Origin of the sequence: Lacihabitans soyangensis, assembly GCF_024343775.1 — a bacterium.
GTDB classification, from domain to species: domain Bacteria; phylum Bacteroidota; class Bacteroidia; order Cytophagales; family Spirosomataceae; genus Leadbetterella; species Leadbetterella soyangensis.
On sequence record NZ_RJUF01000173.1, the window covers coordinates 78,822 to 92,488 of the forward strand.

Annotated in this window: 11 protein-coding genes; 3 read left to right on the forward strand and 8 right to left on the reverse strand. The window is 38.5% G+C overall.

Annotated elements, in window-relative coordinates; all coding sequences use genetic code 11:
- Nucleotides 1-3 precede the first annotated feature (3 nt).
- A complete protein-coding gene (gene radA / locus EGI31_RS15655) occupies nt 4-1,377 on the reverse strand; it encodes a DNA repair protein RadA (RefSeq protein ID WP_255038092.1) in 1,374 nt (457 codons plus the stop codon).
- Between the two features lie 88 nt (nt 1,378-1,465).
- On the opposite strand from radA, the gene EGI31_RS15660 reads away from it, so the two are divergent.
- A complete protein-coding gene (locus EGI31_RS15660) occupies nt 1,466-2,086 on the forward strand; it encodes a porin family protein (protein WP_255038093.1) in 621 nt (206 codons plus the stop codon).
- Nucleotides 2,087-2,175: 89 nt separating this feature from the next.
- Here EGI31_RS15660 and EGI31_RS15665 read toward each other — a convergent pair whose 3' ends face one another.
- From EGI31_RS15665 to EGI31_RS15690, 6 genes are all read right to left on the reverse strand, one after another.
- A complete protein-coding gene (locus EGI31_RS15665) occupies nt 2,176-3,708 on the reverse strand; it encodes a SusD/RagB family nutrient-binding outer membrane lipoprotein (protein WP_255038094.1) in 1,533 nt (510 codons plus the stop codon).
- Nucleotides 3,709-3,731: 23 nt separating this feature from the next.
- On the reverse strand, nt 3,732-6,965 hold the full coding sequence (locus EGI31_RS15670; protein WP_255038095.1) for a SusC/RagA family TonB-linked outer membrane protein: 3,234 nt from the start codon (nt 6,963-6,965) through the stop codon (nt 3,732-3,734).
- A 678-nt stretch (nt 6,966-7,643) separates the two neighbouring features.
- Nucleotides 7,644-8,567 (reverse strand): glycine N(alpha)-acyltransferase GlsB, encoded by a 924-nt coding sequence (gene glsB / locus EGI31_RS15675; protein ID WP_255038096.1) that lies wholly within the window; start codon nt 8,565-8,567, stop codon nt 7,644-7,646.
- Nucleotides 8,568-8,579: 12 nt separating this feature from the next.
- On the reverse strand, nt 8,580-9,398 hold the full coding sequence (glsA, locus tag EGI31_RS15680) for a lyso-glycine lipid O-acyltransferase GlsA (RefSeq protein WP_255038097.1): 819 nt from the start codon (nt 9,396-9,398) through the stop codon (nt 8,580-8,582).
- A 219-nt stretch (nt 9,399-9,617) separates the two neighbouring features.
- Nucleotides 9,618-10,718: a hypothetical protein gene (locus EGI31_RS15685; protein WP_255038098.1), complete on the reverse strand. Its 1,101-nt coding sequence runs from the start codon at nt 10,716-10,718 to the stop codon at nt 9,618-9,620.
- Nucleotides 10,715-11,392: an ABC transporter ATP-binding protein gene (locus EGI31_RS15690; RefSeq protein ID WP_255038099.1), complete on the reverse strand. Its 678-nt coding sequence runs from the start codon at nt 11,390-11,392 to the stop codon at nt 10,715-10,717. Before EGI31_RS15690 ends, EGI31_RS15685 begins: the two co-directional genes overlap by 4 nt.
- Nucleotides 11,393-11,447: 55 nt before the next feature.
- Between EGI31_RS15690 and EGI31_RS15695 the strand changes: the two genes are divergently transcribed.
- Both EGI31_RS15695 and EGI31_RS15700 read left to right on the forward strand, forming a co-directional pair.
- Nucleotides 11,448-11,873, forward strand: a complete 426-nt coding sequence (locus EGI31_RS15695) for a hypothetical protein (protein WP_255038100.1) — start codon at nt 11,448-11,450, stop codon at nt 11,871-11,873.
- 61 nt (nt 11,874-11,934) lie between these two features.
- A complete protein-coding gene (locus EGI31_RS15700) occupies nt 11,935-12,258 on the forward strand; it encodes a hypothetical protein (RefSeq protein ID WP_255038101.1) in 324 nt (107 codons plus the stop codon).
- Here the strand turns inward: EGI31_RS15700 and hemN are convergent.
- Nucleotides 12,251-13,621 (reverse strand): oxygen-independent coproporphyrinogen III oxidase, encoded by a 1,371-nt coding sequence (hemN, locus tag EGI31_RS15705; protein ID WP_255038102.1) that lies wholly within the window; start codon nt 13,619-13,621, stop codon nt 12,251-12,253. The two genes, EGI31_RS15700 and hemN, sit on opposite strands and share 8 nt — an antisense overlap.
- Between the last annotated feature and the right edge of the window lie 46 nt (nt 13,622-13,667).

Genomic DNA, 13,667 nt, shown 5'->3' on the forward strand with positions numbered 1-13,667 from the left:
TTTTTATCCAAATAGCTCCGAAAAAACTTCTTCTAATTTGCTTACCGGAACTATCTTGATGTTAAAATCCTCAAAATTAAGCCCTTTGGTATTATTTTTTGCAATAAATATTTTCTCAAAGCCCAATTTAGCCGCTTCCGAGATTCTACTTTCTATTCGATTCACAGGCCTAACTTCACCGCCAAGGCCACACTCTGCACAAAAACAAATGGAATGACTTACAGGAAGATCTTCATAAGACGAAACAATAGAAACACAAACCGCCAAATCAATAGCTGGGTCTTCTACTTTTAGACCACCCGCAACGTTCAGAAAAACATCCTGCGTGCCCAATCTAAATCCTCCCCTTTTCTCCAAAACAGCCAATAGCATTTGCAGCCTTCGTGGATCGAAACCATTGCTACTTCTTTGTGGAGTTCCGTAATTGGCCGTGCTGACCAAGGACTGAATTTCTATCTGCAAGGGTCGGTTTCCTTCAATCATGGCCGCTATGGCCACGCCACTGATGCTTTCGTTTTTCTCCGAAATCAATATTTCTGAAGGATTACTTACTTGTCGGAGTCCATTACTGAGCATTTCGTAAATACCTAACTCCGAAGCATTTCCGAATCTATTTTTGGTAGTTCGTAGAATCCTATAAGTCATGAATTGATCTCCCTCAAACTGCAAAACAGTATCTACCATATGTTCCAACACTTTAGGACCTGCCAATGACCCATCCTTGGTGATGTGTCCAATCATAATAACCGGCACGTCCGACTCCTTGGCGTATTTCATTACCTCTGATGCACATTCTTTCACCTGCGAAACACTACCTGCACCACTCTCTATCAGAGGCGAAACCAAGGTTTGTATAGAATCAATGATGACAATATCCGGCTCTATTAGTTCTATCTGTTTGAATATAACATCCGTGGCTGTCTCGGTCAGAACGTAGCACCTATTATTTGAAAATGCCAATCTTTCGGCACGCATTTTTATTTGTTGCTCACTCTCTTCTCCAGAAACATATAGAATGGTGTAGTCTGAAAGGCTCAAGGCCAGCTGTAACATTAGCGTAGATTTGCCAATACCCGGCTCCCCTCCTACCAAGGTGAGAGAACCCGGCACCAAGCCACCTCCCAAAACACGATTAAACTCAGCGTCCTCGGTTATGATTCTGTATTTCTCTGTTTTGTTAATTTCTGAAATGAGCCTTGGCTTACTGGTTGTTTTTGAAGATTTCCCAAATCTCCACGAACCTTTTTCTGGCTCGTCTTTTGCTATTAATTCTTCTACTATGGTGTTCCATTCGTTGCATGAGGGACAGCGACCCAACCATTTTGGCGAATTGTATCCGCAACTTTGGCAGAAATAGGCCGATTTAAGCTTAGCCATTTGTTAAAGACTCGTTAATTTTGTACTAATAAATCGCAATATACGTTTATTAGAACAATTCTTGAAAATTATAATCAATATCACATTTATGAAAAAAGCATTTTTTGTTTTGGCCGCTTTATTAGTAATCCAAAATTCTTTCGGGCAGTTCGCTCTCGGTATCAAAGGAGGGGTCAACGTTTCAAAAATTTATACAGATGCAGGCTCATTTAAGGCTAACTTCAACGAGAGCTTGGACACCAAAACTGGATATTCTTTTGGAGCTTATGCCCGATTAGGCAAAAAACTGTATCTTCAACCTGAAGTAATGTTTGCCACAAAAGGCGGTAAAGTAAACGTAGTACCTGTAGGTGGCGGAAGCCCAGTATCAGTGGATATCAAAACCAATAATATAGATATTCCAGTGTTGATTGGTTATAAATTATTCAACCGAATAAGAATCAATGCAGGTCCGGTAGCTTCCATAAAAGTGAGCGAAGATGCCAAATTCTTGGACCAATTAAAAGTGGTAACCTCCAACCCAGATGAAGCCTTTGAAAAAGCTACTTTTGGCTACCAAGCAGGTGTAGGCATTAAGCTCTTAGGTTTTGATATTGACTTGAGAAAAGATGGCAGCCTTTCGGATGTATCATCGAAACAATTTGACGGCAATCAGTTTAGCCAGCGGCTTTCAGGATGGCAGTTGACCATTGGCAGAAAGATAATCTAATTCTTGCCATAAACTAATAACCAAAACTATAATAACGAAAAAGGTCGCCTCGAAAGAAGCGACCTTTGTTAGTTTTAATATAACCTAAATCAATCCACATCCCAGAATAATCTGGTTGCGAAAACATCGATTGTTCCTTGGGCTTTTACATTTTCGGCATTCGATCCCGACTCTGTGTTAGGATAATAGAATCTAACTGGTCGTTTCTCGCCACTTTCGGGTACTTGAATACTTTGAGGAGTTACTGGCAAACCAGTTTTTCTATATTCACTCCAAGCATCTAGACCGTTGAAGTTACACAATGCCAACCATTTTTGAATAGCAATAGCAGTCAATTTGTTTTTTGAAGCCAGGTAGTCATAATTGTCTACTCCGCTACCTTTGAAGCTCGCAGATAATCCTGCATTGGCTCCTAAAGCTCTGTAAGATTGTTTCAAACCTTCTTCAAAATACTCTTGTGCTGTGCCTGTTAAGTTAACACCAGAACCATATCTTTCTTTAGCCTCAGCCAAATGCAGCATAACCTCAGCGGCTGTCATCAATATATAAGGTCTGTTAAACTCACCTTTAACCAATAAACTTGGTCCTATTGCACTGCAGCTAGCAGGCAAGAAACCCGAGCTAGTGCCAAATGGAGCACCAACATAATTAGCTGCAACTTCAGCTTTGGCACTTACTCCGGCAGTAGATCCTTCTCCACCAATAGCATAGCCTATTCTTTTCAAACGAACAGTGTCGCCAGAGGCTTTCATTGAATTTACCAAGTATTGTGTCAATCTTGGATAGTTATTCAAAGCTCTTTTTGCACCGTTGGCATCGTAACCCCATCTGTCATAAACAGGATTGAGTTTACCAGCAGTAGCTAAGAAAAATCCTACACCACCTGCACCAACTTCTTCAGATGTCAAGAAGCCAGAACCTTCCGTTACGATTTTATTGATTTCGGCTTTGATATAAGTATCCTTTCCACTTACACGAGCTTGACGCATCAATATTCTCATTTTTAAACCATTAGCAAACTTCACCCATTTGGTGGTATTGCCTTTGAAAACCAAATCTGACCCAGTAAATGCACTTGCAAAAGCATTTGCCTTGGCATCTGCAATGCCCTCGTCTAAAAGCGTAATCAAATTATCATAAACGGCCTTTTGATCATCAAATTTAGGTGCCAAAGAAGCCACACCTTTCAAAGCGTCGCTGTAAGGAAGGCTACCGTACATATCCACCAATTGCTGAAACAAAAGGGCTTTCATGATTTTAGCAGGCCCTTTCAAAAACTTTTGGTTTTGTGTATCTGCATTATTGATCACAAACTGATAATCGTTAAGATTGTCATAGTAACCATCCCAGTAGTTAAAATCACCATTGGTGAAATTATAGGCAAAAGTAGTAGTTGAGATAATGTAACCGTTTGACTGTGTCCATTGTCCCGACCAGTAAGAGCCAGTTTCGTTTGGAGAAACCATGTTAGCTGCCGTAGTATTTAGCGAGTTTGAAAAAACAAAGCTAGGCAAGGCTGTTGGAAGCGTGTTAGGGTTTGTGTTGATGTCTAAAAAAGACTCAGAACACGAAGTACCCATAAACGCCACTAATCCAAGAATTATATATTTTTTAAATTTCATTTTTAGATCCAATTTTAAGATGATTAGAACGATAAATTAATGTTTACACCGTACTGACGCACTGGAGGAGTTTGTCTTGTAGAGTTCAAACCGATTCCATTACCTGAGCTTGTTCCAGCCAATACGTTGATGTCTCCACTGAACTGGTTACTAGAGATTGTACTAAATTCAGGGTCAGTATAATAGTTAAATTTATCAACAATTGTAAACAAATTTCTACCATAAACAGATAAACTAGCACCTGTGAATAACTTCGATTTCGACAAAACTTTCTCAGGAAGATTGTATGCCAAGTTGATGTCTCTCAATTTGATAAACCAGCCTTTGTTTACGAAGTTTTCCGAAATCAAACGGTAGTTATCCACCCAAAGGGCATATTCTGGCTCACGTACATACACTGAGGTATTAGGTGTAACTGTTTTGCCATCCGCACCCAAAATAGCGGAGTTAGGAAATATTTGAGCACCTCTGTTTTCTGTCCAACCACCAGCACCAGTAAATGTCATCTGACGGCCAAGGTCACTAAACATCATATTTCCACCCCTGTATTCGAAGTTGAAATTGAAAGCAAAGTTTCCATAAGAAACTTTAGAGCCAAGACCTGCGATATGACGAGGCAATGTACCTCCTCTTGTCGAAAGCGTAGTTTGTCTCAAAGGATATCCAGTGGTTCCATTAACCAAAACTTTACCAGAACCATCAGGAGCATACTGATAACCGTCTGTTTTCAACATAGGGAATCTTTGACCTACAATAACGTTGGTGTTGGCATAAGAAAATCCACCATACTGGAATTCCGTGATTCCTGGATAAAGATCAATTACTTTGTTATCGTTAAACGAGTATCTTACATTAAAATCCCAGTTGAATTTCCCGTCTCTGAAGATCAAATATTTCATGTCAGCCTCATAACCCCAGTTTTTAGTCTCACCCACGTTGATCAACAAGAATGGGAAACCAGTGGTGTTAGGAACCTTAACAGTAATAACCTGATCTTTTGAAGTTTGTGTATAGGCTGTCAAATCCAAAGTGATTCTGTTGTTTAACAACTGAAACTCACCACCCACTTCGTAAGAGTAAACTGTCTCAGGCTTCAATCCTCCATCAGGAAGAGTGTTGCCTACTGTCAAACCTACCGTATTTCCATATGGGAAGTTAGCACCGTTGCCGTAAACCAAGTCCAAACCATATAATGAAATGTTATCATTCGCATTTTTATTGGCATTGAATCTCAATTTGGCATAGTTCAAGAAAGAACTTTTAATTGAAGGAATAGCATCTGTGGCAATAAAAGACAAAGCCGCTCCATAATAAGGATACATATAAGAAGTCCTTGGGCGATCTGCTTTGTAAAATCTAGATGTAGCATCATAACGGAAAGTACCGTTAAAAATCAACCAATTTTTATAGTTGGTTGTTAAGTCAGCATAATAACCAAACTTCCTCTCCATGGTATTAGCTTCCCCTCCACTTAACTCACCTTGACGGTTAGCCACGTTGTAAACATCAGGCACAACGATAGAGTTTGAACCTACAGATAAGCCTTTGGTAGTTCTTTGGTAAACGCTATTTCCCAAAACCAATTTGTTTGCAAAAGAACCGAAATCTTTGGTCAAAAGAATTTGGAATTCATTATTTATTACGTTTTCAGTACCCGAGAAATCTTGAACAGAACCTAAAATATCAGTAATAGCTCTGTAGATACCATCATAGTCATCATCGTGTGTCCATGGCTCGGGAATATAAGCTTTGTTTTTAGCCCAGTCAGAGTACAAGAATTTACCAGTGGTGTTTTTACCGCTTCTGGTATTGTTCATAACGCCCAAACGGTTGGTAAACTGCAACCAATTGGTAGTTTTATGTACCAAGCTGATATTACCAGAGATATTGGCATCTTTATATTTGCTTCTGCTATTACCTGCAACAAAGTACGGATTGTTCAAATAATCATTGTAGTAGCCATTAGGACTAGCCAAAGGATTGTTTCTCCAGTCTCTTAAATCGTCCAAAGGAATATTGGCCGGTTGGTTCAAAACTTCACTATAAAAATCAGCGGACGTTCTGTCAAAATTGGCTTGTGTGTAAGCTCCAGTAAAGCTAGAAGTTAGTTTGCCTTGCTCTTTTGTTGCAGACATTCTTACACCAGTTCTATTGCTCTTGTCTTCAGGAACTACACCACGAATAGACTGATTTTCGAGTGAAAGGTAGTAAGAGCTTGTAGCGTCTCCTCCTTGGAAACTCACCTGATTGTTAGAAGAAACACCTGTATCGAAAGTCTTTTTTCTGATACCCGGAATGGCTGCGTAAGGGACAACCAATTTGCTACCATCCTCAGCTACTCTACCCTGAATTCTCTCCGATCCATCAAAAGCATCGCCATATTGTTGGTTTTCGTATGGTCTCCAGTTTCCTGCCATTCTTGTGGCTATATCAGAGCTGTAGCCCGCCGAACCAAAAGACTGGTAGTAATGAGAACCTGAACCGTATTTGTCTTGAAAATCAGGCAAAAAACTTACTTGCTCCAAGTTTGTACTGTTAGAGTAGTTTACCTTAAGTTTACCTTGGGTACCTTTTTTTGTTGTGATTACAATGGCACCATTGATACCTGCAGAGCCGTATAAAGTAGCTGCTTGACCACCTTTCAAGATAGAAACACTCTCTATATCATTAGGGTTAATCAGAGCCAAAACTGTTGATGTAGTCTGCATACCGTCCAAAACCACAAGAGCCTCGTTGTTACCCGTCAACGACCTGTAACCTCTCAAAACCACCTTAACGGCAGGGTCAACGCTGTTGTTGATGTTGTAAACCGCTAGGCCCGTCACTTTACCTGAAAGTGCTTGGGCCAATTGTGGCGAACGACCAACTGTCACATCCTCTGTAGCTACTTTGGAGTAAGCATAACCAATTTCTCTAAGGTTTTTACGTATACCTTGAGCTGTTACCACCACCTCTTCAAGCTGTGACGCGTCTGGTTTCATGCTCAAATCAATCACTGTTTGGCTTCCCACGGTAACACTTTGTGCTGTAAAACCAATGAAACTAAATAACAAAACATCGCCTTTGCTAGCCGCAATTTTGTACTTACCATCCCCATCGGTGGTTACACCTTTCGAAGTTCCTTTCACGGCGATGCTCACACCAGGCAACGACGAATTGTCATCGCTAGAGGTAACTCGGCCTGAAATGTTAACAGATTGGGCAAAAGATTCACCCAACATAATCAGCAGAAAGCTGACAAGTAGAATTTTTTTCATAGAGTCTGTTTATAAAGTTTAAGAATAATAATAAATGTCTAATCTAGACCTGATTTGCGAAAAACTCTATAATGAAAAGCAGAAAAGTTAATTTACGTTAAGAAATTGTTAAAAAAATACAATCAATTATAGATTTTAAAATATTTTTCTAATTAATTTCTAATATTATTTTAATTTTATTTTAATCTTGTTTAATATAGGGTTAAGCTTTTTTTGATTCCATGTAATACAATTAACATGTAATATGGTCAATATGAGATTTTGACTTTCATTGATATCACAAAATATTTATCCGGCAAAATGCCGAATGGAGGAACTTATGAGCCTTACTTAATTCAAAGAAGAACGAAATAAATCATTTTGTAAAGCACTGATAAACAAACTATTAATTTGCATTAACGCCTATTTAACGAGATACAATAATGAATACAAGCTTCGATAAATGCAGGTGTATCGAGGCCATTCTTTAACATGAAGATTCCAAGGAATACATTCTTAAAAAATCCTACAGGAAAGAAAACCTCAGTTGTAGGCTTAGATGTATTTTCTGCGGTATTTTAAAGACTACTCAAATGTGAGTAAAAATCCTTCATTAAAAAGATATTCTTTGAATCCTGTGGGACTTCCTCTCGAGCATGAAAAGCTTATTTCAGAAAACAAAAAGTAGAGCAAAAAAAATTATTTGGCGAAAGCTATGTGCCTGTCTTTTTTAGCTTGGAAAATATCCTCTATGGTAATTAAAATCCCAGTCTCTTCAACCTCACCGAAGTCATCGTTGAGAGCTGTACCAAAGGTCTTCATTGTGGCGGATAATCCCATATAAGTATTGATGAGAGGGGGAATATTCTCACCCAAAGACCTAACTCTTCCATTCAATATTTTGTAACCATCTTTATAGGAAAGACCGTCAAACAAGCCCTCGAATACCGAAACATCTCCAAAATACCCTAGTGGCTTTATTGGCCAAACCAGCTTTTCTGTATCTGGAAAATAATGGTTCATAAAATAGAGTAGAAGGTCGCGAGCTTCCTTATTGTAGTGCGAATACATGGTTACCTTTCCAAATAAATATTTTATATCTGGGTTCATTACCACCATGGCACCTAGCCCGTCAAAAAGATTATCTAAAGAAAAAACACCTTTGCGGTTTTCTCTACTTGGCTGAAACTTGGGCTGAACAAATGACCTACCCAACTCAATCGTATGAGGCAAATATTCAGTCTTGAATTTCTCAGAGAAATGAAAATAATGAGATGTTGATAAGTTATGTACGCCGTGGTCATTTATACTGGCATCTGCACATCTAATCAAGCGATAGCCCGCCACAATTTCCTCTTCTTCAGGATCCCATGTGATAAGTTGATCGTAACAATCCTCACAAGTATCGTTGTAATCAAGATCCACCGCAAGTCCGGTACCTCCGCCTGCGGCTCTGAAGGTGAGTTCCCTCAATCGGCCAATCTCCTGAATAGTATTCGGCTGACGATGGTGATTTACCAAATGAACCTCTATATTTCCAAAATTTGTATTCCTTAGAAACGTGTCCTTATTTAACTCTTTCTTTAGAACTTCTCTTTCTATCGGGTCTATAATCTTCTGCATAAATTTGTTTTGTTATGCCATGGCATAAACAGTTTCTTTTATTACCTCTGCCCACTCTTGTTCGGTTTTGGTATTGTCAAATCGAGTATACGGAATTGGTTTTCCAATTACAATCGTTACTTTTTTACCTTTCTGTGCAAACATCTCATCGGCTAGATAAAACATTTCGATATTGGCCCCAATTCCTATATTTTTACGGAATCTCGCTAAATTATAAAAAAAGTCCGAATTTCGACCTTCGATATAAACAGGAATTATATCTTTTTTATATTTCTTGGCCTTTGTTATGAAACTTTTCTTCCATTCAAGATCCTTTATTACACCATTTTTTCGTTTTCTTGATACCAGCCCTGCCGGAAAAACAAGCATGGCTTGGTCACTAGCATAAGTTTCGTCAATAGCACGCATGGCTTCTCTGGCCTGCGAACCATGTTTGTTAATAGGTATAAAAAGTGAATGCAGATTCTTGATATTCATTAAAATGTCATTAACTAAAAACTTTATATCCTTCCGATACTTGCCCAATGCATGCATAAAAGCTACTCCATCAAGACCTCCTAAAGGATGATTAGAAGCAAAAACTACACCGCCTGTGAGTGGGATATTTTCAGCACCTTTTAGTTCCACATCCACTTTAAGTTCTTGACCAATAAGTGCATCAACAAAGTCAAGACCTTGCAGATGCCCTATTTTTTGCATCACTTTGTTGATGTCTTCTTCATGAACAATTCTTTCGATATAGCGTAAAACAAAACCTGGCAGCCATTTTAGAAGTTTAGGGTTCTTTTTGGCAATCGCTTCACGAATTACTATAAATTTTTCTTCTTGCATTCAAGTCAATTTTCTGAAAATCAAGCAAGTCTTATCATCATGAACCTTACAAATTCAGTATTTCAAGAAACTTTAACTTTTTTCCAGTTTGCAAATTTAACCCAAAAAACTCATTAGAGAATCGCCTTCAATATTTTTTTGCTGTCAGGCCACCTTAATAGTCTGTAAATTCATCAAGCATGACCTGAAAAAGATTCCTAAAAACACCAATTTAAAAATCTATTGCACTGGTTCATAATCATTTTCTAATTTCTTCAAAAGCCCAAAACCGCACAAGAAAAAGAAACTACTGAGCAAAAATAGTGGCACCTTATACATGACCAGCAACAAAACAAACACAAAACCGAAGAAAAAATATTGCATTTTGGAGTCATCGCTAAGCGTCTGCAAATATTGAAAACCATGTATAAAAACAACGAGACTGATAACAAAAATCAACCATGCAAATGCGTAAGATAAACTTACTAGTGGCTGAGCCCTAACCATGAACAGGTAAATTTCGGGCAGGAGCAAAATGAAATATCCAATAACAAGCATTATACTTTTATACCAAAAACCCAGTGGTAAATTATTGAAAACCGCCAGATGGCTATTGTGAAAATAAACGTATTGGGAACAAATACGAAGATGAGAAACCGCAATAATAACGGCTGCTATACTAAAAAGTCGGTGATCGTACTCGTCGGTGGGAAATAGCCAAACCATAAATAGCACGGAGAAAATACTAAAAAACTTGGTTAGCAGTAGTAAGATGGGTTCCTTGTACAGTAGGTATTTGTGATAAAAAAGTACAGCCGGTAGTCGAAATTTAAAGAATTGAGGAAAAGAAAATGAAAAAATAGCCTTGGCTTCGGGAGTTTGGCGGATTCGGCGTTCGTAAATAAAAACGCCCAAAAACATGACAAATAGTTGCGAACTTAGGATAAAAACTACAGACATGAGCTTACCAAGAATAAAACCTATAACTACCATAAATATGGCATACAAGAAGGTCAGTTGGCTGAGCATGAAACTGACATAACCCCACAGAACCAGCCGCTGCCACAAATTCAACAACCTTAAATGAAACAGAAACCTAAACTCTGGCTGACCCAATGAACGAAGAATAAAAAGATAAGTTTTGACCCCATGAAGAAGCCACAAGAATCCCGTATATACCAACAACTTCGGGGAGTTTAGGGCTTGCTTAACAATGGTTTGGTGTTCTTGTCCACTCAAAAACCCAAAAGCAAACAATACAATCACCAACAAAAACAATACATTTTTTCGGTAATAATCCCAAACAATGGCTCTTTGGAAAATAATAAAAACAGCTCTCATTGCTTTACAATTGTTTTATTATCAACTATGAACACAGAGTCTATTTTGAGTTTTTCTGGAAGCAAATCTTGGTGAGAAGACAGAAAAAAACTTGTACCATGCTCGGCCTGAGTTCGTGCCACTATCTCGTATAATTTATCAATAGAAGTCGCATCTACCAATATAAAGGGTTCGTCTAAGATGATAAGTTGAGGCCGACCAAGAAAGCCCGAAACCAAAGAGACTTTTTTGAGCATTCCACTAGAATAGGTTCCGATGTTGTTTTCCCAATAGTCCACCACTCCAAAATGCGATACTAAATCCGCAAGTTGACCTGAGGGAGCTTTTTTGGCATAAGCTATAAAGGTCAAGATATCTTTGGCCGTCACAAAGTCTGGATATTTAGGCTCTGCCTCTGAGTAATTGACCAAAAACTTGCATTTCTGATCATGAGGGCTCATGTTTTGAAATAATAATGAACCTTCAAAAGGAATAATGCCAGCCAAAGACTTAAAGAAAGTAGATTTTCCAGAGCCATTTTTACCCACAAACCAATGTATACCTTCAGAAATCCTGAGTTCGGAAATCTCCAAAACAAGGTGTTGGTTATATTTTTTTCGGAATTGATTCACTTCCAGCATCATAAAGTCAAAATAGTTTGGCGTTTTCGATAATCTAACAAATGGCGAGCTCAAATTTTGGTCTAAAAATTGCTCTATTTATCTGATAGGTATCCCAAAAATAAACAATATGATTAAACTTTTTACCATTCTTTTCATAATGGCATCGACGGTTTTTACTTTTCTTTTTGAAAAGAAAACGACTTCAAGTCCGCAAAAAAAGAAATTTCACCGATACAACACCGACACCAGCAGGGTATTTTACTACTCTTTTAGCCAAGAAAAAGTAATAGACTTAAAGGCAAAAGCCCTACCACTAAAAAATGAAAAACTGACGGTAGTGAAAGGAACCCAAGTGCTGCTTGAAGCTCCTATTTTTCATGCCAATGCACTGTATCTATGGGAAGGACCCAACGGTTTCAGGTCGTATTCTCAAAATGTACTGCTCGAAAATGTTCATACCAACCAAAGCGGTATCTATACGGTATCGGTAAAAAAAGCTAACGGATTGGTTTCTGGCAAAATAGAATTGACAGTGGTCGAGAAAGACTTTTAATTGGATTTATTTATTCTATTTCTAATATGAATATTATATTTGAGTCATAATAGAATAAGGTTTGATTTTAATAAAAGGCATAAAACTACCTAAAATACTTGGCATAGCTGTCTGGCCTTTTGTTTTGGTAAAAACCAAAACGCCTGGAAAAACAATTCTTAACCACGAGCGTATTCACCTCCGTCAGCAAGTAGAAATGTTGGTTCTACCTTTTTATTTCTGGTATCTTTTTGAATGGCTGGTTTTGTATATCAAGTATCGAAACATTGATAAAGCCTATCGCAATATTAGTTTTGAAAAAGAGGCTTACAAAAACGAAAGCAACATGAACTACTTGAAAAACAGACCTTTCTGGAACTTCATGAAGTATTTGAATATCAAATAGTTTGAGAAAAAAGCTTCTCAGTTTTCATGTTCTTGGACAAATATTGATCAAAAACCATACAGATATTTCTCACAAAAGCCCTTTCTAATACCACCAGTCCGCTTGGTCTTAATTCGAGAATCCCGTCTGTTTCCATTTCTTGTAGTGACAGCTGAAGCTCCTCGGAATCAATAATACCGAATTGATCATCAGTCCAAGCGGTTTCGAAATGACACATCAAATTCAGAATTTGCTCCCTCACAAAAAGGTCTTTCTCTGTCAAAATATGCCCTTTTTCTACGGGTAAAGTTCCACCAAAAACCTTGGCTTTGTAGGCTTCTATATCCTTAGCATTCTGGGCAAATGCACCCCAAATATCACTTATGGAAGACGCTCCAAGACCAATCATGGCTCTTGACGATTGAGTGGTATAGCCCATAAAGTTGCGGTGTAGTTTCTTCTCGCTCATTGCCACAAAAAGTTCGTCGCCCGGCAAAGCAAAATGATCCATACCAACCTCGGCATATCCAGCCTGCTCAAAAAGTTCTAGTCCGACCTCGTACAAAGCCCGCTTTTCGCCGGCCGTTGGCAAGTCATCATCTTCAAAACCTCGCTGACCGTTGCCTTTTATCCAAGGCACATGAGCGTAAGAATAAAACGCAATACGCTCAGGCTTAAGCTCTAAGGTTTTGAGAATAGTATTTCTGACCGATTCTAATTTCTGAAAAGGCAATCCAAAAACAAGGTCATGACTAACCGATGTGTAACCGATTGCACGAGCCAATTTGGTTACATTTTCTACAGCCTCAAATGGTTGAATCCTGTGGATGGCTTTCTGAACCACAGGGTCATAATCCTGAACGCCGAAACTTACTCTTCTAAAGCCCAAATTATACAAGGTCTGAAGGTGCTCTTCGGTGGTGTTGTTCGGATGACCCTCAAAGCTAAAAGCCTGATTTTCTGACACATGAGCATCTTTCAAAATTCCCGTCAACAGTCTTTCAAGGTTATCTGAAGAAAAAAAACTAGGTGTTCCTCCGCCTAAATGAATCTCTTTGATGGTAGGTTTTACACCTAATATGTTCAAGTACATCCGCCATTCAGCCAAAAGGGCATCAATATAAGAACCTTCCATACTGTGGTTTTTGGTGATTCTCTTGTGACAGGCACAAAAGGTACAAAGGCTCTCACAGTAAGGTAAGTGAATGTATAAACTCAGTCCATTTTCGACAATTTCCTTTTTCCCAAAAGACAAAAGTCCCTGGTGCCATTTTTGGGTATCAAAGTGCTCTAAATCCCAAAACGGAACCGTCGGATAACTGGTATATCTCGGCCCGGCAACATTGTATTTATCTATGAGGTTTTCTGTGTTGGTTAATTGCATTCCAATCAATTTTTGACAAAAATATCTCCTCCTTACAGATATATTT

Bases quoted from the DNA above. Each gene is read 5' to 3' on its own strand.
- hemN (WP_255038102.1), bottom strand. From the start codon at position 13,621: ATGCAATTAACCAACACAGAAAACCTCATAGATAAATACAATGTTGCC.
- EGI31_RS15665 (WP_255038094.1), bottom strand. From the start codon at position 3,708: ATGAAATTTAAAAAATATATAATTCTTGGATTAGTGGCGTTTATGGGT.
- glsA (WP_255038097.1), bottom strand. From the start codon at position 9,398: ATGCAAGAAGAAAAATTTATAGTAATTCGTGAAGCGATTGCCAAAAAG.
- EGI31_RS15670 (WP_255038095.1), bottom strand. From the start codon at position 6,965: ATGAAAAAAATTCTACTTGTCAGCTTTCTGCTGATTATGTTGGGTGAA.
- glsB (WP_255038096.1), bottom strand. From the start codon at position 8,567: ATGCAGAAGATTATAGACCCGATAGAAAGAGAAGTTCTAAAGAAAGAG.
- radA (WP_255038092.1), bottom strand. From the start codon at position 1,377: ATGGCTAAGCTTAAATCGGCCTATTTCTGCCAAAGTTGCGGATACAAT.
- EGI31_RS15660 (WP_255038093.1), top strand. From the start codon at position 1,466: ATGAAAAAAGCATTTTTTGTTTTGGCCGCTTTATTAGTAATCCAAAAT.
- EGI31_RS15695 (WP_255038100.1), top strand. From the start codon at position 11,448: ATGATTAAACTTTTTACCATTCTTTTCATAATGGCATCGACGGTTTTT.
- EGI31_RS15685 (WP_255038098.1), bottom strand. From the start codon at position 10,718: ATGAGAGCTGTTTTTATTATTTTCCAAAGAGCCATTGTTTGGGATTAT.